The following is a 23,096-nucleotide window of genomic DNA, read 5'->3' on the forward strand; positions in this document are numbered from 1 at the left end:
CAGGACGTCAGCCCGCATCTTCGATCACGTCCTCGCGCGGCAGTTCGCGCTGGTTGTAGGTGTTGGACATCACGTAGCCGTAGGCGCCGGCGTCGGCGACCAGCATCACGTCGCCCGGGGCGGTGTCGCCCGGCAGGCGCCGGCGGCGGCCGAACACGTCGGAGGATTCGCAGATCGGGCCGACCACGTCGAACACCGCATCGGCCGGCGCATCCAGCCGGCTGAGGTTCTCGATGTCGTGCCAGGCGTCGTACAGCGCCGGGCGCATCAGCACGTTCATGCCCGAATCCAGGCCGACGCGGTGGATGCCGTCCTTCTCCACCACCTGGGTGGCATGGGCCAGCAGCACGCCGGACTCGGCCACCAGGTAGCGGCCGGGTTCGATCGCCAGGCGGAAGGCCGGGTGCACCGCCTTGACCTCGGCCAGGCCGGCGGCCCAGGCGTCCAGGTCGAACGGCTCGTCGTCGGCGCTGTAGGGAATCGGCAGGCCGCCGCCGATGTCGATGACCTGCACCGAGCCGATGCGGCGGGCAAAGCCGGCCAGCTCGTCGCACATCAGGCGCCAGTGCTGCGAGGTTTCCACGCCGCTGCCCAGGTGCGCATGCAGGCCGACCACGCGGCTGCCCAGCTCGGTGGCCAGGCGCACGAACTCGTCCACGCGCGCGGCCGGCAGGCCGAACTTGGAATCCTTGCCGCCGGTACGGACCTTGGCGTGGTGGCCTTCGCCACGGCCCAGGTCCACGCGCAGCCACAGCTCGCGGTTGCTGAACAGTTCCGGCCAGCGCTGCAGCGCCTCGACGTTGTCGATGGTGACGGTCACGCCCAGCGCGAACGCGGCTTCGTACTCGGACTTTGGCGCAAAGCTCGGGGTGAACAGCACGCGCCGCGGCGACAGCTCCGGCATCACGCTGAAGACATGCTTGAGCTCGCCGTAGGACACGCATTCCAGCCCGAAGCCTTCCTGCACCAGCGCCTCGAGGATGGCCGGATGCGAGTTGGCCTTGATCGCGTAGTAGCGCTGGTCGATCGCGGGAATCGCCGCCAGCGCGCGGGCGCGGGCTCGCACCGTGGGCAGGTGGTAGACATAGCGCGGCGTGCCGGCCTGGGCCAGCTGCAACAGGTGCTCGCGCTGGTCGCGCCACCACGGCGTGCCGCGCGGGCGCACGGTGCCGGCGATCTCGCGCCAGCGCGGACCGAACACCTCGCCTTCCTCCACCGGCATCGCGCCGCTGTCGATCAACTCGGCGTGCAGGATCGGCAGCAGGCCATCGGCGTCGGCCTCGTCGATGACGAAGGTCAGGTTCAGGTCGTTGGACGACTGGCTGATCATGTGCACGCGCTCCTTGCCGAACGTGGCCCACACGTCCGAGAGCTTGTGCAGCAGCGAGCGCATGCCGCGGCCGACCAGGGTGATGGCCGCGCACGGCACGATGACCTTGACCTTGCAGATCTTCGCCAGGTCGGCCGACAGCGCGGTGAGCACGTCGGTGTTGACCAGGTTCTCGGACGGATCCAGCGACACGGTGACGTTGGTCTCGGCCGAACCGATCAGGTCTACCGATAGCCCGTGCTTCTTGAACAGGCCGAACACGTCGGCCAGGAAGCCGACCTGCTGCCACATGCCGATGCCTTCCATCGACACCAGCACGATGCCGTTGCGGCGGCTGATCGCCTTGACCCCCGGCACCGGCGCGGCGCTGCCGTCGATACTGGTACCCGGCATGTCCGGGCGCTCCGTATCGAGGATCGCCATCGGCACGCCGGCGTCGCGACATGGCTTGATCGAGCGCGGGTGCAGCACCTTGGCGCCGGTGGTGGCGATTTCCTGCGCCTCGTAATAGTCCAGCCGGGTCAACAGGCGCGCGTCGGGCACGTCCTTCGGGTTGGCCGAGAACATGCCCGGCACGTCGGTCCAGATTTCCACGCGGCTGGCGCCGAGGAGCGCGCCGAAGTACGCGGCGGAGGTATCCGAGCCGCCACGGCCGAGGATGGCGGTGCCGCCGTCAGCGTGGCGGGCGATGAAGCCCTGGGTGATCAGCAAGCGGGTCGGCTGTGCGTTGAAGCGTTCGCCCCAGCCGGCCTCGCCCTGCCACTGGCAGTTCACCGACAGCCGCTGCGACCAGGCGCTCTGGTTGGGTTGCGGCGGCAGCGCGGCCAGCCACTGGCGCGCGTCCATCCAGCCCATGTCCAGGCCGCTGGCGTGCAGATAGGCCGCGCCCAGGGTAGAGGACAGCAGTTCGCCCTGGCCCAGCACTTCGGCCTGCCAGTCCAGCGGGCGCGACGCCGCGCGCGGGTCGTCGAGCAGGCCGCGCAGCGTGGCCAGGCGTTCGCCCAGCACGGATTCGGGCAGTTCCAGTTCGGCGAGGAATTCGAGGTGGCGCGCCACCAGCGCCTCGACCCGCTCGCGACTGTCGGCGGCACCGTCGGCAATGGCGGTCAGTTCGTTGGTCACTCCCGACAGCGCCGAGACCACCACCAGCACGCGGCCGCCGGTCTCGTCTGCGCGTTTTTTCACCAGCTTCCCGATCGTGTCCCAGCGATGACGACGCGACACCGAAGTGCCACCGAACTTGAGCACGACCCAGCGGTCGGCGTGTGGGGAAGTGGGCATTGGTCTAAGGGCTTCAGCGAGAAAAGGCCCGGCAGGCGGGCAGGGTCCACGATTCTATGCCAACGCTGCCGCGGCGGCCGCCCGGACGCAGGCCGCGCGGCGGTTGTTAAGCTGCCCGGCCCGCCACTGCCCCGTCGATTGCCATGGCTTCCCGTCGTTTCCTGCAGCTTGATGTGTTCGCTTCCGATCCCGGCAACGGCAACCCGCTGGCGGTGGTGGTCGATGCCGACGGCCTGGATGCCGCGCGCATGCAGGCCATCGCCGCATGGCTGAACCTGTCCGAGACCGTGTTCTTCCTGCCGCCGGATGCGGGCGCCGATTACCACGTGCGTATCTTCACCCCGAAGATGGAGCTGCCCTTCGCCGGCCATCCCAGCGTCGGCGCGGCCTGGGCCGCGGTGGAACTGGGGCTGGCCACGCCGCGTGACGGTGAGCTGGTGCAGCAGTGCGCCGCCGGCCTGCTGCCGGTGCGCGTGCACGGCAGCCCGCGCTACCGGCAGGTCCATGTGCGCAGCCCGCGGGCCGATCGCCGCGAAGAAGCCAGCTTCGGCGCGATGCCGCCGGGCCTGGCTGCCTTCGTCCATCCGCAGAACGCGCCGGTGCTGTGGAGCAACGGGCCGGACTGGTGGGTGCTGGAAGCCCGCAGCGAGGCCGAACTGCGCCGTTACCGCCCCGAAGTAGCCGCCATCGCCGCCCTGCCGGCCGGCAAGCTGGCGGTGTTCGCCCATGCCGATCGCCCGGATGTCGGCTACCAGTACGTGGTGCGTGCCTTCGCCCCGGGCGTGGGCATTGCCGAGGACCCGGTAACCGGCAGCGCCAATGCGCTGGTCGCCGCGCACCTGCTGTCGCAGGGCCGCCTGCGTCCGGGCGATCGCTACCTGGCCAGCCAGGGGCGCGAACTCGGCCGCCGTGGCGAGGTGGACGTGCAGGTCGATGCCGAAGGCCAGGTCTGGATCGGTGGCAGCGTGCAGCAGGTCATCGCCGGGCAGATGGACTGGTAGAGTCGCGCCCCCGCCCGATTGTGGATTCCGCCCATGACCAGCCGCCGTTTCCTGCAGCTCGACGTCTTCGCCCCGCGCCCCGGTACCGGCAATCCGCTGGCGGTGGTGCTCGATGCCGAAGGCCTGGACGAAGCGGCGATGCAGGCCATCGCCCGCTGGACCCGGCTGCCGGAGACGACCTTCCTGTTCGCGCCGACCACGCCGGAAGCGAGCTACCGGGTGCGCATGTTCAGCCCACAGAAGGAAGTGCCGTTTGCCGGCCACCCCAGCGTCGGCAGCGCCCACGCGGTGCTGGAAGCCGGACTGGCCACGCCACGCGAGGGCGTGCTGGTGCAGGAAGGCGCCGCCGGCCTGCTGCCGCTGCGCGTGGATGAGCGCGATGACCGGCGCACGATTGCGATCCGCACCCCGCGCGCCAGCGTGGTCGAGGTGACCAACGCCGACGACGCCCGCCTGCAGACGGTCATCGGTGGCTGGACGCTCGGCCAGCTGCCGCCGGCGCTGATGGATGGTGGACGCCGCTGGTGGGTGGTGGAACTGGCCGGCGAGGCCACGCTGCGCGGCCTGTCACCGGACTGGGACGCGATTGCCGCCCTGGCCGAATCTACCGGCGCGATGGGCGTGTTTGCCTATGCCCGCGCCGCAGCAGGTGAGTCGCACGACCTGGCGGTGCGCGCATTCGTCGGCAATGGCCGCCGCTTCGAGGACGCCGCCTCCGGCGCGGCCAACGCGGTACTGGCCGCGTGGCTGGACAGCCGCGACGCCCTGCCCGGCCGCGACCGCCGCTACGTCGTCAGCCAGGGCCGCGAGGTTGGCCACGACGCGCAGCTGGAGCTGCACATCGACGACGCCGGGGACGTGTTGTCCGGCGGCCAGGTGCAGACGGTGATCCGCGGCACCATCGACTGGTAAGTGCGGGACGGCACCGCGTTCACTGCAGGTGCAGTGCTCTCACGGAGCAGATCGCCCCGTCGAACTGAACCGCAGCGCGTGGACCCGGGGCACAATCCGGGCCGATCACCGACAATGCCCACGGGCAGGCAAGACCGCCACGCCGTTGCAAGGAGCCGAGGAATGAGCAGACGTGTTCTCGTGGTCGAAGACGAATCCCTGATCGCGATGCTGATCGAGGACCTGATCGCCGATGTTGGATTCCAGGTCCAGCACATGACCGCCACCGTCGATGCCGCGCTGTCCGCGCTGGCGCAGGGCGATATCGACCTCGCCCTGCTGGACGTGAACCTCGCCGGCACGCCGTCGTTCCCGGTGGCCGAGAAGCTGATCGAGCGCGGCATCCCGTTCGTGTTCACCACCGGCTACGGCCAGGCCGGCGTGCCCGGGCAGTTCAGCAATGTGCCGGTGCTGCAGAAGCCGTTCCGTCGCGCCGAACTGGAAGCGGCGCTGGTCGCCTGCCTGCCGCAGCAGTAAGCGGAACGCAGCCGCCCTGTACGGCTGCACCCCTGCATCGGCGGCTCAGCCGCCGGTAGCGGTGCCAGCCTCGTACACCGGCTGGCCGTCGATCCAGGTCGACAGCACCTTGAGGTCATCCAGTTCGCTGCCGGGCACCGCCAGCGGGTCGCGGTCGAGCACCACGAAGTCCGCGCGCAGCCCTTCGACCAGACGCCCAACCTGCTTCTCGTCCCTGCCGGCCCAGGCCGCATCGACGGTGAAGCCGCGCAATGCTTCCGACGCACTGAGCCGCTGCTCCGGCTGCCAGCCGCCCGGCGGCTCGCCTTCACGGTCCTGCCGGGTCACGGCGGCGTACAGCCCCAGGCGCGGATCGACCGATTCGACCGGGAAGTCCGAACCCAGCGCCAGCCGCGCGCCGGAATGCAGCAGCCGCTGCCAGGCGTAGGCCCCCTTGATGCGCTCGGCACCGACGCGCTGCTCGGCCCAGCCCATATCCGACGTCGCGTGGGTCGGCTGCATCGAGGCGATCACGCCCAGCGGGGCGAAACGTTCGATGTCTTCCGGCGCGAGGATCTGCGCATGTTCGACGCGCCAGCGGTGGTCGCTGCCCTTGCGATCGCCCAGCACCTTCTCGTAGGTGTCGAGCACGATGCGGTTGCCGCGATCGCCAATGGCGTGGGTGGCCACCTGCACACCGCAGCCGGCGGCCTTGCGCACCGCGGCCTCGTGTTCCTCCGGGCTCATCATCAGCAGGCCGTGGTTGTGGGGGTCGTCGCTGTAGGGCGCGAGCAGCGCGGCGCCGCGGCTGCCCAGCGCGCCGTCCATGAACAGCTTGACCCCCTCCATCTGCAGGCGACCGCCAGCGTGGCGGTACAGGCCGTCGCGGCACAGGTCATCCAGCGCATCGCCATTGCCGTTGGCATAGGCCTCGATGCGCAGCGACAGGCGTCCGGCATCGGCGAACTTCTTCATCACCGCCAGGTCCTCGCGCGACACGCCCATGTCGTGCACGCCGGTCAGGCCGTTCTCCGCGGACTTGCGCAGCGCGCGCTCCAGCGCCTGCTCGCGGTAGCTGTCATCCATCGGCGGCATCACGGCGGTCACCAGCGCCATCGCGCCATCGACCATGACCCCGGTGGCCTTGCCGGCCGCATCGCGCTCGATGCGCCCGCCCTCGGGCTGCCAGTTACCTTCCAGTGATCGTGCGCCGGGCCTTGCCGCCACCGCTCGCAGCGCGGCGCTGTTGGCCCAGCCGGCGTGGCCGTCGACGCGCTCCAGCCACACCGGACGATCCGGGAAGGCGGCATCCAGGTCGGCGGCGGTCGGGAAGGCCTTTTCCGGCCACAGGTTCTGGTCCCAGCCATTGCCACGCAGCCACTCGCCTTCCGGCAGGTCGGCGGCAAAGCGCTGCAGCCGCTGGACGATCTCCTGCTTGCTGCGCGCACCGACCAGGTCGGCCTGCATCAGCGCATAGCCGAGCTGCAGCAGATGGGCGTGGGCGTCGATCAGGCCGGGAATGACCACGGCCTGGCCGAGGTCGGTTGAGCGGGCCTTGGGGAAACGCTTGAGCACGGCCTTGCGCTGTCCCGCAGCGAGGACGCGGCCGCTGTCAGTGTCGAATGCCAGCGCGGTAACCGGGGCCGAATCGGGTCCCCCGGTATGGATCGCCGCGGCGGTAATCACCCGCACTTCGGCGTTGGCGGCAAGGGGCAACAGGCACGGCAGAAGCAGGGAAAGACAGGCCAGGCGGCGCATGCGGTGGCTCCACGGGACGGACCCCGACTATGCCGGCGTCCGTCCGCCACGACAAACGCCGCCCGCGGCGATCAGCTGCCCAGTTCGGCTTCCATGCTGATCGGCACAGCGCTCAGCGCCTTGGACACCGGGCAGTTCTGCTTGGCGTCATCGGCAATGGCGCGGAAGCGCGTGGCCTCGATGCCCGGCACCACGGCCTTGACCTTGAGCCTGATCTGCGAGAGCTGCGGGCCACCTTCCATCGACAGGTCCACGTCGGCGCGGGTATCGATCGAGGTCGGCGGGAAGCCGGCTTCGGTCAGCTTGGCCGACAGCGCCATGGTGAAGCAGCCGGCGTGCGCGGCGGCGATCAGTTCTTCCGGGTTGGTGCCCTTCTCGTCGCCGAAGCGGCTGCTGAAGGCGTAGCGGGTGTTGTCCATCAGCCCGCTCGCCGGGGTGCTGAGCTGGCCCTTGCCGGTCTTGAGGTCGCCTTCCCAGTGGGCCTGGGCGTAACGCAAGATACCCATGCGTCGTCTCCTGTGGTGGATGGAAGCCCACCATAGCCAGCCCCGTGTTACGGGCTTGTGCGTCGCAACGTGCGGCTGCCGACGGCCGCGCTACATTGCCGGTTCCGCCATGACCGCCCTGCGAGCCGCACGCTCCGGGCCGCTCCGCATGGACAGCCATGACGCCTTTCGACCCAGCACCCACCTGGAGGAACGGCTCATGTCCTACAGCACACGGCAAATCCGCAACGTGGCCCTGGCAGGCCACCCTGGCGCCGGCAAAACCACCCTGTTCGAAGCCCTGCTGCTTGCCGGCGGCACCCTGCAGACGGCAGGCAGCATTGAACGCGGCACCACGGTCTCCGACCACGATCCGCTGGAAAAGCAGCGCGGCCACTCGATCGATACCGCCATCGCCAGCGTCGACCGCCCGGACCTGCGACTGAACCTGATCGACACCCCCGGCTACCCGGAATTCCGCGGCGCGGCACTGTCGGCCGCAGCCGTGGTGGAGACGGCGATGATCGTGGTCGATGCCAGCCGCGGCATCGAACACGGCACCCGCAGGTTGATGCTGCGCGCACAGGAGCGGCAGCTGTGCCGGGTGATCGTGGTCAACAAGATCGACCACGAGGGCTGCGACTGCGCGCGCATGCTGGAAGACCTGCGCAGCGAGTTCGGCCCACAGGTGCTGCCGCTCAACCTGCCGGCCGACAATGGCACGCGGGTGCTGGACTGCTTCTCGCATGACGGCGGCGACAGCGACGTCGGCCCGGTGGCGACCTGGCACCAGCGCATCCTCGACCAGGTGGTGGAGATCGACGAGGGGGTGATGGAGCGCTACCTGGAGGCCGGTGAGAAGGGGCTGTCGGGGGTCGAGCTGCACGCCGCCTTCGAGCAGTGCCTGCGCGAGGGCCACCTGGTGCCGGTGTGCTTCGTATCCGCCCGCACCGGGGTGGGCGTGGAGGAACTGCTGGGCATCGCCCACGACCTGCTTCCCGATCCCAGCGAGGGCAACCCGCCGTTGTTCGTCAGCCACGAGAACGGTGGCCTGCGCCCGGTCCATGTCACGCCCGATCCACAGGCGCCGGTGGTGGCCGACGTGTTCCGCATCATCAACGATCCCTTCGTCGGCAAGGTCGGCGTGTTCCGGCTGTACCAGGGCACCCTGCACAGGGACATGACCCTGCTGGTGGATGACCAGAGGAAGCCGGTCAAGGCGACCCACCTGTTCCGGGTGATGGGCAAGGAACACGTGCCGGTGGACATGGTGGTGGCCGGCGACATTGCCGCGGTGGCCAAGATCGAGGAGATCCACTACGACGCGGTGCTGCACGACCGCCACGAGCAGGACCACCTGCGGCTGGCGCCGATCGCCTTCCCGCGGCCAATGGCGGCGCTGGCGATTTCCCCGGCCAGTCGTGGCCAGGAGCAGAAGCTGGCGACCGCGCTCGAACGCCTGGCCCAGGAGGATCCCGCCCTGCGCATCGAACAGGACCACGACACCCACGAGACCGTGCTGCGCGGCATGTCCGACCTGCACCTGCGGATCGTGCTCGAACGCCTGTCCAGCCGCCACGGCGTGGAAGTGGTCACCGGCACGCCGCGCATTCCCTACCGCGAGACGATCTCCTCGCCCGCCGAGGGCCACTACCGGCACAAGAAGCAGACCGGCGGCGCCGGCCAGTTCGGCGAGGTGTTCCTGCGCGTGGCTCCCCTGCCGCGTGGCAGCGGCTTCGAGTTCGTCGACGAGGTCAAGGGCGGCACCATCCCCGGGCAGTTCATGCCGGCGGTGGAAAAAGGCGTGCGCCAGGTGCTGGAAAGCGGCGCGGTCGCCGGCTATCCGCTGCAGGACATCCGCGTCACTGTCCACGACGGACGCCACCATCCGGTGGACAGCAAGGAGGTCGCCTTCGTCACCGCCGCGCGCAAGGCCTTCCTCGACGCGATCGCCAAGGCCGGGCCGCAGATCCTCGAACCGGTGGTGTCGCTGGACATCACCGCGCCCGAAGCCCAGGCCGGCGACATCACCGGTGGGCTGGCCAGCAAGCGTGCGCGCATCAACGGCACCGATTCGGCGCCGGGGGAGATCGTGATCCACGCCCACGTGCCGCTGTCCGAGCTGACCGACTACGCCACCGAGCTGAAATCGGCCACTGCCGGACGCGGCCGCTATTCGCTGGATTTCAGCCATTACGAGCCGGTGCCGGCGCCGGTCCAGCAGCGCCTGATGGCCGCCCACCAGCCGCAGATCGAGGAGGACTGAGCCCCCCGGATGCCATGGAAGGCACCCCGGCGGCGGTTTTCAGGGCTTTTTTTGCCGGTTTCCTATTGGCGGCACGCAGGACTTGCCCTACATTTCGCTTGCCGACGGGGTTCGGCGATCAAACAACCAACCGATCACGGAACAGGAAATCATGGCTAAGACCGCTAAGAAGGCTGCCCCGAAAAAGGCAGTGAAGAAAGTCGCTACGAAGGCAGCTGCCAAGCCGGCCGCTCCCAAGCCGATCAAGGAAGCCCTGACCAAGTCGGGTCTGGTTGCACACATCGCCGAAACCTCCGCTGTTGCTGCCAAGGACGTGCGTGCCGTGCTCGCCGCCCTGGAAAGCGCCGTTGCCTCTTCGGTGCACAAGAAGGGCGCTGGCAGCTTCACCCTGCCGGGCCTGCTGAAGATCACCACCGTCAACGTGCCGGCCAAGCCGAAGCGCAAGGGCATCAACCCGTTCACCAAGGAAGAGCAGTGGTTCGCCGCCAAGCCGGCCACCACCAAGCTGAAGGTGCGTCCGCTCAAGAAGCTCAAGGACGCCGCGCTCTGATCGCAGCGGCCTGATGCAACATCCGGAACGGGACGGCCATGCCGTCCCGTTTCCTTTTGTGCGGCGGGGAAGCACGCACCGCCGCGCCGGGGTGGAACACAGCGTCATGGGTCGGTCCCTCCCCTCGCCGCTGGCGCGGGCCTATGGTGGGCGCTCCCCCGACCACCGGACACTTCCCCCATGTCCACCCAGATCCATCGCTACCGCATTACCGTCACCCCGATCGAGAAGGACGGCATGCAGTGCAGCGGCCGCTGCACGCTCGAGTTCGACCAGCGCAGTCCCGAGCACTGGATGCGCCTGCTGGAATCCGCCCAGCAAAACCGCGCCCTCCCGGCCGACCAGCACGCCGCCCTCCTCGTGGCGCGCCAGTTGCTGGAAGGCCTGTTGCGTGACCGCAGCGACGATCCAGGCGCCCTGGCCGTCATTCGTGAGCAGCTCGGCGAAGCGCTCGCACGGCTGGAACTGCCGCGGAAGTAACAGGGCTTTGGCGCGGGCTACACTGCAGGCTCTCCACCGGGAAGTCGCCCATGCGTCGCTGGCCGCTGCTGATCCTCGTCCTTCTGGCCGCCTGCTCGCAAGGGACGCCCACCCACAGCGATGCCGGACTCTCCCTGACGTCGCCGGATGCAGCCAGCGACCCGGCCGGCGACCCAACCGCCAGAACGTCCGGAAGCGACCCGCAAATCGGGCAGCCCTCGCCTGCTGCACACGAGGCGCGCACTGCCGCCGCCAGCAACCTGCACCGCTACCTGCAACTGTTGGTGCAGGGCGATCGCCGCGGGTCGGACGCATTCTGGAGTGGTGGCAAGCCCCCGCCGCAACCGGATGATGCAGTGCTTCGGGCGATGACCGACATCCGCACCCTGCGGGTGGACAACCAGGCGGCCATTGCCCTGGATCAGGAAGACCCACCCCGCTCGCTGGAGATCCCGGTGCGCCTGCGCCTGGGCACCAGCCAAGGCAACCGGATCCTGCTGGGCTGGTACCGGATGCGTCCGCGAGTGGATGGAACGGGCTGGGAAATCACCTCCGCGTCCCTGCAACCGGCCATCGACTGAGTCAGCGGCATCGCTAACCCGGGATTCACCGCCAATGCTTATCGTGGCGCTCTGCCACTGACGCGGAGTCCCGCGATGCCTGTTCGCCGCCTGCTGTTGACCGCCGTGCTCGCAGCCGCCTGCGGTTTGTCGCCCGTGCTTGCCGCGCCACAGATCCAGGGCAACCGCGTCGCCGTTGCGGCGCCGGACGTGCAAGGTTATCTCGACGGGAATTTCCCGCGTACCGAGCAGGCGCTGGGCGGATTGCTGAGCCTGACGATCAGCGAGCCGAAGGTGGACCTGCCGCCCGGCAACCGCCTGGCGCTGGCATTCGACCTGGCCATGGCCACGCTGGGCGGTGCGCCGGTGCCGGTAGGCAACGTGCAGCTGACCAGTGGCCTTCGCTACGACGCGAACACGCAGGGCTTCCATCTGGAGCAGCCGAGCATTGATGGTTTCCGCCCGGCCACCCCGGGTGCCCAGCTCGATCCGCGTGCGCGGGGCCTGCTCAATGCATGGCTGGCCGATTACGCAAGGCAGGAACCGGTCTACCGCATCGATCCCGCGCTGGGCCAGCTGCTGGGTGCGCTGCAGGTACGCTCGGCCAGGGTCGAGAACGGCAAGGTGGTGCTGGAGTTCAACCAGGACCTGGACAAGCTCGGACCGGCCTACCTGCTGGACGAGTGAGCCCGTCCAGCAGGCATCGGGCGGATCAGCCGGCCAGTGCCCTGGCCACCGCGTCGGTGAAGGCCGGGATGTCGTCCGGCTTGCGGCTGGTGATCACCTGGCCGTCGACCACGACCTCCTCGTCGGTCCACTTGCCGCCGGCGTTGCCCAGGTCGGCCTTGAGCGACGGCCACGAGGTCACCTTCCGGTCCTTGGCCAGGCCCGAATCGATCAGCATCCACGGGCCATGACAGATCGCGGCCACCGGCTTGCCGGCATCGGCAAAGGCGCGGACGAAGGACACGGCCTTTTCTTCCATGCGCAGCTTGTCGGGATTGATCACGCCACCGGGCAGGACCAGCGCGTCGTAGTCGGAGGCGTTTGCGCCATCGAGCTGCTGGTCGACCTTCACCGACTCGCCCCAGTCGCCGCCCTTCCAGCCGCGGATACTGTCCTCCTTGCCCGGTGCAACCACGATGCACTGCGCGCCCCAGGACTCGAGCAGGCGCTTGGGCTCCTGCAGTTCGGACTGCTCGAAACCGTTGGTGGAAAGGATGGCGACCTTCTTGCCGTTCAATGCATGGCCCATGTGGTTCTCCTTCAAGTGGGGAACCGACAGTCTGGCGGCGGCGGCATTGGCCGCCGGTGACCGCAACGTGTACGTCGCGTTTGTTGGGCAACGCTGGCTCCGGGCGCGGCGCGCCCGGAAAGCAACACAGGTCAGCGCTTGGGCTGCAGCATCGTGCCGGTGCAGTTCTTCGCACCGCAGCGGCAGGCCCAGATCTTCTTCAGCCGCGGCGTGTGCCGCTCGGACAGGGTGATGCCGTAGTTGTAGGTCAGCTCCTCGCCCGGGCGGATGTCGCGCAGCGCCTCGATCACCACCTTGTCCCGGGTGCGGTCATCGCCGTCATGCTCGACGATCAGCGCCTCGCAGTTCGGCGAGCAACTGTGGTTGATCCAGCGCGCGTCATTGCCGCCGTAGTTGGCATCGATGACGTAATCATCGTTGAGGGTGAACAGGAAGGTGTGCCCGCTTTCCACATCGCCGCTGTCATCGGCGTCCACCTCGGCGTGGGTACGACGCTTGCCCTTGTACTCGATGACCAGCTCGCCCTTCTTGATCGGGGCCACCGCGAATACGCCATTGCCATGGATGGGGGATTTGCGGGCTTGGATCTTCTTGGGCATGTGCCTTTGCCATGACGGGTTGGAGGGGGGATTCTCGCTCATGCCTGCGCCAACACCAATGCATGGCCTGCGATGAGGTATCCGACAGCCGCAGCGCCGGGTGGCATCGCGCGTCCTGCATCGGTTGAGGTTGCCGTTTGCCATGGCATCCCTCCTGCCATCGACCGGTCCATGATCCCATCCCGTCCTTCGTATGCCGTCGCCGCCCTGCTGCTGGCCGTCCTGCCGGGCTGCCACCGCGACCCCGCTCCGGCCCAGCAGGTGGCCGGCCCGGATCCGCTCATCGCCCGGGGCGAATACTTGGTGCGTACCTCCGGCTGCAACGACTGCCACACCTCCGGCTACCCCGAGCGCCAGGGCGAGGTACCGGTGGAGCAGTGGCTGACCGGTTCGCCGCTGGGTTACCACGGACCGTGGGGGACCACGTACGCGACCAACCTGCGGCTGCGCATGCAGGAACTGGACGAGCCCCAGTGGCTGCAGTACAGCGGCAACCTGCGCACCCGGCCGCTGATGCCCGATTTCGCGGTGCGGGCGATGAGCGAGGACGACCGTCGCGCCATCTACCGTTTCGTGCGTTCGCTGGGAGCGGCCGGCGAGCCCGCCCCGCCAGCACTGGCCCCGGGCGTGACGCCCCCGGAGCCCTATCTGGCGCTGGTCGCCGGGTCGCCGCCCCCGCCCGGGCCGACCGGAAACTGAACAGGGAAACTTGGACCGGGGACACCTAAAGCGTACAATTTCGGTCCGCTTTGGAAATCCGTCCCCGGCCATGCTCCGCGTCACCAAACTCACTGACTACGCCACCGTCGTGCTGACCGTGCTCGCGTCGCGGCCGGGCGAGGTGCTGAGCGCGACCGACCTGGCCGAATCGGCCGGGCTGGAGCCCCCCACCGTCAGCAAGCTGCTCAAGCTGCTGGGCCAGGCCGGCCTGGTCAAGGCCCAGCGCGGCGTGCACGGCGGCTATCGACTTGCCCGCGATGCGGCCGATATCAGCCTGATAGAGATCGTCGAGGCGATGGAAGGCCCGCTGGCGATCACCGAATGCAGCCACCAGGAAAGCCAGTGCGGCATTGCCCAGCAATGCGGCATGCGCTCGAACTGGCGCCTGATCAACGACGTGGTGGCCGACGCGCTGCGCGGCTTCACCCTGGCGCAGATGCTGCACCCCATTCCCCCCTCCGGACGACGACGTTCCATCGACGTCAGCGTCGTCTCCTGAAACCGTAGGCAGCCCCCATGGCCACCGAACCCCTAGACAACATCGCTCCTGCCGAGACTCCGAACCGCGAGATCCACGAACAGCTGGGTCGCAAGTACGAGGCCGGCTTCGTCACCGACATCGAATCCGAATCCCTGCCCCCGGGCCTGGACGAGGACGTGATCCGTGCGTTGTCGGCCAAGAAGAACGAGCCGGAGTGGATGACGCAGTGGCGCCTGGACGCCTACCGCCAGTTCCTGAAGATGCCGCAGCCTGACTGGGCCAAGCTCGAGATCGGCCCGATCGACCTGCAGGCGCTGAGCTACTACTCCGCGCCCAAGGGCCCGAAGTACAAGTCGCTGGACGAGGTGCCCCAGGAACTGCTCGATACCTACGACAAGCTGGGCGTGCCGCTGCACGAGCGGGCGAAGCTGGCCGGCGTGGCGGTGGACGCGGTGTTCGACTCGGTCTCCGTCGGCACCACCTTCCGCAAGGAACTGGCCGAGAAGGGCGTGGTGTTCTGCTCGATCTCCGAGGCCGTGCACGAGCATCCCGAGCTGGTGAAGAAGTACCTGGGCTCGGTCGTGCCGGTCGGTGACAACTACTTCGCCGCGCTGAACTCTGCGGTGTTCTCCGACGGCAGCTTCGTGTTCATCCCCAAGGGCGTGCGTTGCCCGATGGAGCTGAGCACCTACTTCCGCATCAATGCCGGCAACACCGGCCAGTTCGAGCGCACGCTGATCATCTGCGAGGAGAAGGCCTACGTCTCCTACCTGGAAGGCTGCACCGCGCCGATGCGCGACGAGAACCAGCTGCACGCGGCGGTGGTCGAGCTGGTCGCGCTGGAAGACGCCGAGATCAAGTATTCGACGGTGCAGAACTGGTACCCGGGCGACGAGAACGGCGTCGGCGGCATCTACAACTTCGTCACCAAGCGTGCCGAATGCCGTGGCGCGCGCTCCAAGGTGACCTGGACCCAGGTCGAGACCGGTTCGGCGATCACCTGGAAGTACCCGTCCTGCGTGCTGCTGGGCGACGACTCGGTGGGCGAGTTCCACTCGGTGGCGCTGACCCACCACCGCCAGCAGGCCGATACCGGCACCAAGATGATCCACGTCGGCAAGCGCACCAAGAGCAAGATCGTCTCCAAGGGCATCAGCGCCGGCCGCGGCCAGAACACCTACCGCGGCCTGGTCAAGGTGGACCGCAACGCCGAGGGCGCGCGCAACTACACCCAGTGCGACTCCCTGCTGATCGGCAAGAAGTGCGGCGCGCACACCTTCCCCTACATCGAGGTGAAGAACCCCAGCGCGACCGTCGAGCACGAGGCCACCACCTCCAAGATCAGCGACGACCAGCTGTTCTATTGCCGTTCGCGCGGCATCGACCAGGAAAACGCGGTGTCGATGATCGTCGACGGCTTCTGCAAGCAGGTCTTCCGCGAGCTGCCGATGGAATTCGCGGTCGAGGCCAAGAAGCTGCTGGAAGTCTCGCTGGAAGGCTCGGTCGGCTGACCGCCCTGCCCGTACGCACTGTTCAAAATTCAGGCGGCCAGCGTGCCGCCCAACGGAAAACCACCATGCTGAAGATCGAAAACCTCCACGCCAGCATCGCCGGCAAGGAAATCCTCAAGGGCCTGTCGCTGGAAGTGAAGCCCGGCGAAGTGCACGCCATCATGGGCCCCAACGGCGCCGGCAAGTCCACCCTGGGCAATGTGCTGGCTGGCCGCGAGGGCTATGAGGTCACCGGCGGCAGCGTCGCCTTCGACGACAAGGCGCTGCTGGAACTGGAACCGGAAGAACGTGCCGCCGCCGGCCTGTTCCTGGCCTTCCAGTACCCGGTGGAAATCCCCGGCGTCAACAACACCTACTTCCTGCGCGCCGCGCTCAACGCGCAGCGCAAGTCGCGCGGCGAGGAAGAGCTGGACTCGATGCAGTTCCTCAAGCTGGTGCGCCAGAAGCTGGCCGTGCTGCACCTGAAGGACGAGCTGCTGCACCGCGGCGTCAACGAAGGGTTCTCCGGCGGCGAGAAGAAGCGCAACGAGATCTTCCAGCTGGCCGTGCTCGAGCCCAAGCTGGCCATCCTCGACGAGACCGACTCGGGCCTGGACATCGACGCGCTCAAGTCGGTGGCCGATGGCGTCAATGCGCTGCGCAGCCCGGAGCGTTCACTCCTGGTCATCACCCACTACCAGCGCCTGCTCGACTACATCAAGCCGGACGTGGTGCACGTGCTGGCCGACGGCAAGATCGTGCGGACCGGTGGCCCGGAACTGGCGCTGGAACTGGAAGCCCACGGCTATGACTTCCTGAAGGATCGCGTGGTGCCGGAGGCCGCCGTCTGATGAGCGCACTGCTCGACTCCCTGGCCAGCGGCTTCAACGGCAGCGACGAGCGTCGCGCCGTGCTCGACGCGGCCCTGCGCGACGGCCTGCCCGGTCCGCGCACCGAAGCCTGGAAGTACACCTCGCTGCGCCAGCTCGAACGCCGCAGCTTCGCGCCCGCGCCGATGGCGCCGGCGGCCATCGAAGCCAGCCTGCTGGCCGGCATTCCGGCGCCGCGCCTGGTGTTCGTCAACGGCCGCGTCAGTGATGCCCACAGCGACCTGTCCGGCCTGCCGGCCGGTGTGCAGGTCGAGCCCCTGTCGGCCGCGCTGGCCGCCGGCGAGCAGGCCGCGCGCTTCCTCGGCCGTCGCTACGAGCGCGCCGACGAGATCTTCGCCCGGCTCAACGCTGCGCTGGCCGACGAGGGCGTGCTGGTGCGCATGGACGAGGCCGTGCAGGCCGACGCACCGCTGCACCTGGTGTTCGTCAGTGCCGAGACCGGCAGCGACCTGGCCTGGCACCACCGCCACCTGGTGGAACTGCGCGCCGGCGCCAGCCTCGGCGTGGTCGAGCACCGCCTGCATGCCGGCGATGCCGCCCACCTGGACAACACCGTGGTTCACGTCCACCTGGCCCAGGGCGCGGTGTTCAAGCACGCCCGCGTGCAGGCCGAGGGCCCGCGCCAGACCAGCCTGCTGCGCACCGATGCGGTGCTGGCCCGCGATGCGCAGTACCTGCGCGTGGACCTGGAGCTGGGCGCCGCCCTGAGCCGCCACGAGCTCAACGTGCGGCTGGAAGGCGACAACGCCCGCCTGGCCGCCAATGGCGTGCTGCTCGGCAACGGCCGCCGCCATGTGGACACCCGCCTGGGCATCGAGCACATCGCCCGCGACACCAGCGCCGACCTGCTGTGGCGCGGAGTGGCCGCCAACCGCAGCCGCGTGGTGTTCCATGGCGGCATCCACATCCGCGAAGGCGCCGATGGCACCGACGCCAACCTGTCCAACAAGAACCTGCTGCTGTCGGCCGATGCCGAGATCGATACCCAGCCGACGCTGGTGATCGATGCCGACGAGGTCAAGGCCGCGCACGGCGCCACCGTCGGCCAGCTCGACGCCAATGCGCTGTTCTACCTGCGCTCGCGCGGCCTGCCGCAGGCGCAGGCGCAGGCACTGCTGAGCGCGGCGTTCTGCCACGAGCCACTGGCTGCCGTGCCGGCGGCACTGCGCGAGCAACTGGCGCGCCAGCTTGACCGCGCCCTGTCCGAAGCAGGAGTCGCCTGATGAACCTGTCCACGCCGCGACCGCACGGCCCGCACGGCCCGCACGAGCTGGCCCCGGACTGGGCCCGGGTGCGCCTGGACTTCCCGCTGCTGATGCGCGAGGTCCACGGCAAGCCGCTGGTGTACTTCGACAATGCCAACACCGGCCAGAAGCCGATGGAGGTCATCGCAGCGCTGGACGAGTACTACCGCCGCTATAACGCCAATGTCAGCCGTGCGGTGCACGCGCTCGGCACCGAGTCCACCGAGGCCTACGAAGGCGCTCGGGCCAAGCTGGCGCGCTTCCTCAACGTACGGGGCAGCGAGCTGGTGCTGTGCAGTGGCACCACTTTCGCCATCAACCTGGTGGCGTATTCGTGGGCGCTGCCGCGGCTGAAGGCCGGTGACGTGATCCTGGTGTCGCGCATGGAGCACCACGCCAACATCGTGCCGTGGCAGCTGGTGGCCCAGCGCACCGGTGCGACCATCCGCGTGGCCGGGATAACCCCGGACGGCGCCCTGGACATGGACGCGCTGCGTGCGGCGATGACCCCGGAGGTCAAGCTGCTGGCCGTGGCCCACGTCTCCAACGTGCTGGGCACGGTCAATCCGGTGCGCGAGATCTGCCGCGAGGCGCGCAAGCGCGGCATCGTCACCGTGGTCGACGGCTCGCAGGCCGCGCCGCACCGCAAGATCGACATCCCCGCCATCGGCTGCGATTTCTACGCCATCACCGGCCACAAGATGTGCGGCCCGACCGGCACCGGTGCACTGTGGGCGCGCCGCGAGCACCTGGACGCGATGCCGCCGTTCCTCGGCGGCGGCGAGATGATCAAGGAAGTCAGCTTCGACGGCACCGTGTTCAACGACGCGCCGCACAAGTTCGAGGCGGGTACGCCGAACATCTCCGGCTTCATCGGCCTGGGCGTGGCGGTGGACTACCTGGAATCGCTGGGCATGGAGCACGTGGAAGCACGCGAGGCCGAGCTGCTGGCGCACTTCACCGAGGAGCTGCAGAAGGTCGACGGCCTGCGCATCTTCGGCACCACGCCGGACAAGGCTGCGGTGGTGTCCTTCCTGGTCGAAGGCGCGCATGCGCATGACCTGGCCACCCTGCTCGACCTGGAAGGCGTGGCCGTGCGCTCGGGCCAGCACTGCGCCCACCCGCTGCTGCAGTACTACGGCGTGGCCGCCACCTGCCGCGCCTCACTGGCCTTCTACAACACCCACGAGGAGATCGAGCAGTTCATCGTGGCGTTGAACAAGGTGCGCAAGCTGCTGGGGTGATCCGCCCCGCATGACCAGCACCGGGATGCCGCGGGAAACCGCGGCATCCGCGTTTTCCGGCCCCCGCAGGCAACGATGCCGCTGCTGTTCACCACCATCGCCAACTAGAATGGCGGCATGAGCAACCTGACCTTCCGCGCCGCCACGCCGGCCGACATTCCCGCCCTGGTCCAGCTGGTCACCTCGGCCTACCGCGGCGAGGCCAGCCGCGCCGGCTGGACTACCGAAGCCGACATCCTTGATGGCCAGCGCGTGGATGCCGAGGCGATCAATGCCGACCTGGCGCGCGAGCGCAGCACCATCCTGGTCGCCGAGGATGCGCAGGGCCGCCTGCTGGCCTGCTGCCACGTCGCCGACGAGGACGGGCACGGCTACTTCGGCATGTTCGCCGTGGCCCCGGGCCTGCAGGGCGGCGGCATCGGCAAGCAGTTGATGCAGGCGGCCGAAACACATGTGGTCCGCGAGTGGGGCCTGGCGACGATGCAGATGACGGTGATCGACTGCCGCGAGGAGCTGATGGCTTTCTACGAGCGCCGCGGCTATGCGCGCACCGGGATCAAGAAGCCGTTTCCGTATGGCGACGAGCGCTTCGGCATCCCCAGGCGCGATGACCTGCGCTTCGAGGTCATGGAGAAGCCGCTGGGAGCGGGCGCATGAGCGGGACCTGGACCTTCGTCTGCGCCAGCGAGGAGCTGCTGCCCGGCGAAATGAAGACCGCCTGGGACGAGGTCACCGGCGCGCCGATCGTGGTGTTCAACATCGATGGCGAGCTGTACGCGCTGGAGGACCAGTGCACGCACGAGGAGTTCGAACTGTCTTCCGGGCCGTTCGACCCGGCGACCGGGACCGTGGAGTGCGTGCTGCACGGTGCACGCTTCGACGTGCGTGACGGGCGTGCCCTGTGCGCCCCGGCCTACACCCCCGTGCCGCGCTTCCCGGTCAAGCGCGAACACGGTGGCATCTGGGCCCGCGACGACCGGGAGTAAGCACGGCGAGCCTGCCTCCACCCCACCACCATCGCCCCTTGGACCCCGCCCCGCGCGGGGTTCGTGCTTGCTGGCGTGGGATCACAGGGTGTGGCCTGGCCAAGCCTGAAAAATCCGGCGAACCGTATTGCGAACGCGAATGGTTCTCAATAAACTACGCACACTGCATTCCGCAGCGCATCGGCCCCTCACCCCTCATGACCGCCCAGCCTGTCCAGGCCGCGCAGTACCGACACTCCGGCCCACAGGGCTGGCGGGTCGCGCGCCTGGCGCTGTCCGTCATGCTGCTGGTGTGGGGACTGGGCCTGGCACAGGCTGCGCTGGCATCGAACGTCATGGGGCCCCCTGCCATGCCGGTCGCCCAGGCCGTGCCCGAACCATTGCCGATGCCGGTCCCGTCGCAGATGGCCGCCGTGTACGAATCCAGCGTGGCGTCTGCGCAACCTGCAAAGTCTTCCCGTGGGCCGCATCCCGCAAACAGCCACACGCTGCGCAGTGGTGAGGTGTTCGTATGCGCCGCCCGCACTGCGCGGCGCCAGCAGGCCGTGGCGCACGAGCAGCAGCATCCGTCTGCCCCGCACCTGCGGATGAATCCCGGCCACGCCCCTCCCCTGCGCCAGGCTTGAGCTTTACGTACTGCGCCACGCAGTACGCGGTCTTCCAACGCCCTTTCTCCGCGGCTCCCGAGCCACGGCAGCCCCTGCTTTGACCCTTTTTGCCGGAACCCTTCATGTCCCACATCAAGACCCGCAAGTACGCCCCCCGCGTCCCCATGCTCGCCACCGCCACGCTGGCCGCCGGCTTCTCGCCGCTGGGCGCGCTCGCCGCCGAGGTCGACTCCGCCAGCGCCAGTGCCAGCGCCACCGCCATGGGCGATGCCACCGAGCTGGACAAGGTCGAGGTGCGGGGCAGCTGGTTTGCACCGTCCTCGCAGAAATTCACCGCGACGCTGCTGGACACCCCCAAGTCGGTGTCGGTGGTGGGGGAGCAGACGATCCAGGAAATCGGCGCGACCACCCTGGTCGATGCGCTACGCATGGTCCCGGGCATCACCTTCGGCGCCGGCGAAGGCGGCAACTCCACCGGCGACCGCCCGTTCCTGCGTGGCTTCGACGGCCAGAGCAACATGTTCGTCGATGGCCTGCGCGACGTCGGCAGCCAGACCCGCGAAGTATTCGCGCTGGAACAGCTGGAAGTGGTCAAGGGCCCGAGCTCGGCCTACGGCGGTCGTGACTCCGGCGGTGGCAGCATCAACCTGGTCAGCAAGACGCCCAAGCTCAAGGACGAAACCAGGATCAGCATGGGCGTGGGCACCGACAGCTATGCCCGCGGTACCGTTGACGCCAACCATGTGCTCGGCGACGGCATCGCCGCACGGGTGAACCTGCTCAAGCACGACAGCGATATCGCCGGCCGCGACGAGGTCAACAACAGCCGCTGGGGCATCGCCCCGTCGATCGCCTTCGGCCTCAATGGCCCGCTCCAGCTCATCGCCAGCCACTACCACCTGGAGACCGACGACCTGCCCGATGCCGGCGGCTTCCCGTATGCCGATCCGGTGGCGAAAACCACCACTGGCCGCCCGCTGGTGCCGGACCGCAACAACTTCTACGGGCTGGTCGACCGTGACTTCCAGCGCACCCGGGCCGACATCTCCACGCTCGACGCCAGCTATGACCTGGGTGGCCACAAGCTGCGCAATGTCGCCCGCCTCGGCAACACCAGCAACGACTACCTGTGGACCCAGCCGGACGACAGCAAGAACAACCCCAACCTCTACGGCACCCTGTGGCGCCGTACCAACAGCCGCGCCATCGATACGAAGACCTTCGCCGACCAGCTGAGCCTGACCGGCGCCTTCCAGACCGGCGCGCTCCGCCACAGCTACAGCGCTGGCGTTGAGTACAGCGAGGAGAAGAGCAGCAAGGGCAGCTACGTGCTCGGCGGGGGCGGCACCAACAATCCGCTGACTGGCAACCAGGCCTGCGCGACCACCGGCGCGGCCACCGGCTACAACTGCACCGATTTCGCCAACCCGAACCCGCACGACCCGTGGGCGGCCACCCATCCGGTGACCCGTAGCGACAAGGCGCTGGATATCGAGCAGACCACCGTCACCAAATCGGTCTATGCCTTCGACACCATTGAGCTGAGCGAGCGCTGGCTGCTCAACCTCGGCCTGCGCTGGGACGACTTCGATACCGAGCAGGTCACCCCGGTGGCCGGCGCCGCGCCGACGGTGATCGGCAATGCCGACACCTTCCTCAACTACCAGGCGGGTGTGGTGTTCAAGCCCACCGCCAATGGCAGCGTGTACCTGTCCTGGGGCACCTCCTCCACGCCGCCCGGCATGGACAGCGGCGAAGGCAACGACGCCATCAGCGCGGCCAACGCCGAGCTCGAGCCGCAGCAGACCCGCAACCTGGAACTGGGCACGAAGTGGGACCTGCTGGCCGGCCGCATGAACCTGACCGCCGCCATCTTCCACACCGAGATGGACAACGCCCGCGTCACCATCGACAACGGCACCACCCGCAATGCCGGCCGGAAGGTGATCGAAGGCGTCGAGCTGGGTATCAACGGCCAGCTGACCCGCAACTGGAACGTCTCGGCCGGCTACACGTACATGCAGTCCGAGCTCAAGGACAACGGCTACGTCTGTTCGATCTCCAGCCGCACCGGCTGCCCGGCCCCGGGCGTGTGGGTGGTCTCGCCGAACAACGGCAACGAATTCCCCAATACCCCGAAGCATGCGGCCACGGTGTGGAGCACCTACCGCTTCCCGTTCGGCCTGGTCGTCGGCGGCGGCGCCAGCTACGTCGACAGGCAGTACGGCGATGCGGCCAACAGCAAGTGGATCCCGGCCTACACCCGCTGGGATGCGATGGCCAGCTACGCGGTGCAGGACAACATCAGCGTGCAGCTCAACGTGCAGAACCTGACCGATCGGGTCTACTTCACCAAGGCCTACTCCTCGCACTACGCGACCATCGCCCCGGGCCGCTCGGCCACGCTGTCGTTGAACGTGGCGTTCTGAGCCTTCGGCGGCGGAGACCCGATGGCTCCGCC

General features: G+C 68.5%; 23 protein-coding genes. 18 read left to right on the forward strand and 5 right to left on the reverse strand.

Annotation, left to right across the window (positions count from 1 at the left end):
- Window positions 1-7: 7 nt before the first annotated feature.
- Window positions 8-2,611 carry a bifunctional aspartate kinase/diaminopimelate decarboxylase gene (locus LG380_RS07760; RefSeq protein ID WP_225764385.1) on the reverse strand — a complete coding sequence of 868 codons (2,604 nt, stop codon included), beginning with the start codon at window positions 2,609-2,611 and terminating at the stop codon, window positions 8-10.
- A gap of 143 nt (window positions 2,612-2,754) precedes the next feature.
- On the opposite strand from LG380_RS07760, the gene LG380_RS07765 reads away from it, so the two are divergent.
- From LG380_RS07765 to LG380_RS07775, 3 genes are all read left to right on the forward strand, one after another.
- The gene (locus LG380_RS07765; protein WP_225764386.1) at window positions 2,755-3,612 is read left to right on the forward strand and encodes a PhzF family phenazine biosynthesis protein; all 858 of its coding nucleotides are present in this window, start codon (window positions 2,755-2,757) and stop codon (window positions 3,610-3,612) included.
- Window positions 3,613-3,645: 33 nt separating this feature from the next.
- Window positions 3,646-4,524, forward strand: a complete 879-nt coding sequence (locus tag LG380_RS07770) for a PhzF family phenazine biosynthesis protein (protein ID WP_225764387.1) — start codon at window positions 3,646-3,648, stop codon at window positions 4,522-4,524.
- A 162-nt stretch (window positions 4,525-4,686) separates the two neighbouring features.
- Entirely contained in the window at window positions 4,687-5,040 is a 354-nt protein-coding gene (locus LG380_RS07775) for a response regulator (RefSeq protein ID WP_225764388.1), read from the forward strand.
- A gap of 45 nt (window positions 5,041-5,085) precedes the next feature.
- Here the strand turns inward: LG380_RS07775 and LG380_RS07780 are convergent, their stop codons facing one another.
- Together LG380_RS07780 and LG380_RS07785 are read right to left on the reverse strand one after the other, a co-directional pair.
- Complete coding sequence (locus LG380_RS07780; protein ID WP_225764389.1) at window positions 5,086-6,777, reverse strand: amidohydrolase; 1,692 nt, start codon at window positions 6,775-6,777, stop codon at window positions 5,086-5,088.
- 71 nt (window positions 6,778-6,848) lie between these two features.
- On the reverse strand, window positions 6,849-7,283 hold the full coding sequence (locus LG380_RS07785; protein WP_225764390.1) for an OsmC family protein: 435 nt from the start codon (window positions 7,281-7,283) through the stop codon (window positions 6,849-6,851).
- 199 nt (window positions 7,284-7,482) lie between these two features.
- Here LG380_RS07785 and fusA point away from each other — a divergent pair, with 199 nt between their 5' ends.
- From fusA to LG380_RS07810, 5 genes are all read left to right on the forward strand, one after another.
- Complete coding sequence (gene fusA, locus LG380_RS07790) at window positions 7,483-9,528, forward strand: elongation factor G (protein WP_225764391.1); 2,046 nt, start codon at window positions 7,483-7,485, stop codon at window positions 9,526-9,528.
- 151 nt (window positions 9,529-9,679) lie between these two features.
- On the forward strand, window positions 9,680-10,078 hold the full coding sequence (locus tag LG380_RS07795) for an HU family DNA-binding protein (RefSeq protein ID WP_225764393.1): 399 nt from the start codon (window positions 9,680-9,682) through the stop codon (window positions 10,076-10,078).
- A gap of 180 nt (window positions 10,079-10,258) precedes the next feature.
- Entirely contained in the window at window positions 10,259-10,558 is a 300-nt protein-coding gene (locus tag LG380_RS07800) for a DUF3861 family protein (protein ID WP_225764395.1), read from the forward strand.
- 50 nt (window positions 10,559-10,608) lie between these two features.
- Entirely contained in the window at window positions 10,609-11,139 is a 531-nt protein-coding gene (locus LG380_RS07805; RefSeq protein WP_225764396.1) for a hypothetical protein, read from the forward strand.
- A gap of 75 nt (window positions 11,140-11,214) precedes the next feature.
- Window positions 11,215-11,805, forward strand: coding sequence for a DUF1439 domain-containing protein (locus LG380_RS07810; RefSeq protein WP_225764397.1), 591 nt, complete (start codon window positions 11,215-11,217; stop codon window positions 11,803-11,805).
- A 25-nt stretch (window positions 11,806-11,830) separates the two neighbouring features.
- Here the strand turns inward: LG380_RS07810 and LG380_RS07815 are convergent, their stop codons facing one another.
- Together LG380_RS07815 and LG380_RS07820 are read right to left on the reverse strand one after the other, a co-directional pair.
- Window positions 11,831-12,373 (reverse strand): type 1 glutamine amidotransferase domain-containing protein, encoded by a 543-nt coding sequence (locus LG380_RS07815; RefSeq protein ID WP_225764398.1) that lies wholly within the window; start codon window positions 12,371-12,373, stop codon window positions 11,831-11,833.
- Window positions 12,374-12,504: 131 nt separating this feature from the next.
- Window positions 12,505-12,972: an SET domain-containing protein-lysine N-methyltransferase gene (locus tag LG380_RS07820; RefSeq protein WP_225764399.1), complete on the reverse strand. Its 468-nt coding sequence runs from the start codon at window positions 12,970-12,972 to the stop codon at window positions 12,505-12,507.
- Window positions 12,973-13,143: 171 nt separating this feature from the next.
- Here LG380_RS07820 and LG380_RS07825 point away from each other — a divergent pair, with 171 nt between their 5' ends.
- The 10 genes from LG380_RS07825 (at window position 13,144) to LG380_RS07870 (ending at window position 23,064) form a co-directional block, all read left to right on the forward strand.
- Window positions 13,144-13,671, forward strand: coding sequence for a cytochrome C (locus tag LG380_RS07825; protein ID WP_225764400.1), 528 nt, complete (start codon window positions 13,144-13,146; stop codon window positions 13,669-13,671).
- Window positions 13,672-13,741: 70 nt separating this feature from the next.
- Window positions 13,742-14,191, forward strand: coding sequence for an SUF system Fe-S cluster assembly regulator (locus LG380_RS07830; RefSeq protein WP_225764401.1), 450 nt, complete (start codon window positions 13,742-13,744; stop codon window positions 14,189-14,191).
- 17 nt (window positions 14,192-14,208) lie between these two features.
- A complete protein-coding gene (gene sufB, locus LG380_RS07835; RefSeq protein ID WP_225764402.1) occupies window positions 14,209-15,684 on the forward strand; it encodes a Fe-S cluster assembly protein SufB in 1,476 nt (491 codons plus the stop codon).
- A 65-nt stretch (window positions 15,685-15,749) separates the two neighbouring features.
- Complete coding sequence (sufC, locus tag LG380_RS07840; protein WP_225764403.1) at window positions 15,750-16,514, forward strand: Fe-S cluster assembly ATPase SufC; 765 nt, start codon at window positions 15,750-15,752, stop codon at window positions 16,512-16,514.
- On the forward strand, window positions 16,514-17,776 hold the full coding sequence (gene sufD / locus LG380_RS07845) for a Fe-S cluster assembly protein SufD (protein WP_225764405.1): 1,263 nt from the start codon (window positions 16,514-16,516) through the stop codon (window positions 17,774-17,776). The genes sufC and sufD overlap by 1 nt, the downstream gene beginning before the upstream one ends.
- Window positions 17,776-19,041 (forward strand): cysteine desulfurase, encoded by a 1,266-nt coding sequence (locus tag LG380_RS07850; RefSeq protein ID WP_225764406.1) that lies wholly within the window; start codon window positions 17,776-17,778, stop codon window positions 19,039-19,041. The genes sufD and LG380_RS07850 overlap by 1 nt, the downstream gene beginning before the upstream one ends.
- A 117-nt stretch (window positions 19,042-19,158) precedes the next feature.
- On the forward strand, window positions 19,159-19,698 hold the full coding sequence (locus tag LG380_RS07855; protein WP_225764407.1) for a GNAT family N-acetyltransferase: 540 nt from the start codon (window positions 19,159-19,161) through the stop codon (window positions 19,696-19,698).
- A complete protein-coding gene (locus LG380_RS07860) occupies window positions 19,695-20,027 on the forward strand; it encodes a non-heme iron oxygenase ferredoxin subunit (protein WP_225764408.1) in 333 nt (110 codons plus the stop codon). Before LG380_RS07855 ends, LG380_RS07860 begins: the two co-directional genes overlap by 4 nt.
- Window positions 20,028-20,224: 197 nt before the next feature.
- Window positions 20,225-20,653: a hypothetical protein gene (locus tag LG380_RS07865; protein ID WP_225764409.1), complete on the forward strand. Its 429-nt coding sequence runs from the start codon at window positions 20,225-20,227 to the stop codon at window positions 20,651-20,653.
- Window positions 20,654-20,757: 104 nt separating this feature from the next.
- Window positions 20,758-23,064: a TonB-dependent receptor gene (locus tag LG380_RS07870; RefSeq protein ID WP_225764410.1), complete on the forward strand. Its 2,307-nt coding sequence runs from the start codon at window positions 20,758-20,760 to the stop codon at window positions 23,062-23,064.
- Window positions 23,065-23,096 lie beyond the last annotated feature (32 nt).

The sequence above is a fragment of the Stenotrophomonas sp. Marseille-Q4652 genome, assembly GCF_916618915.1.
GTDB lineage: Bacteria > Pseudomonadota > Gammaproteobacteria > Xanthomonadales > Xanthomonadaceae > Stenotrophomonas.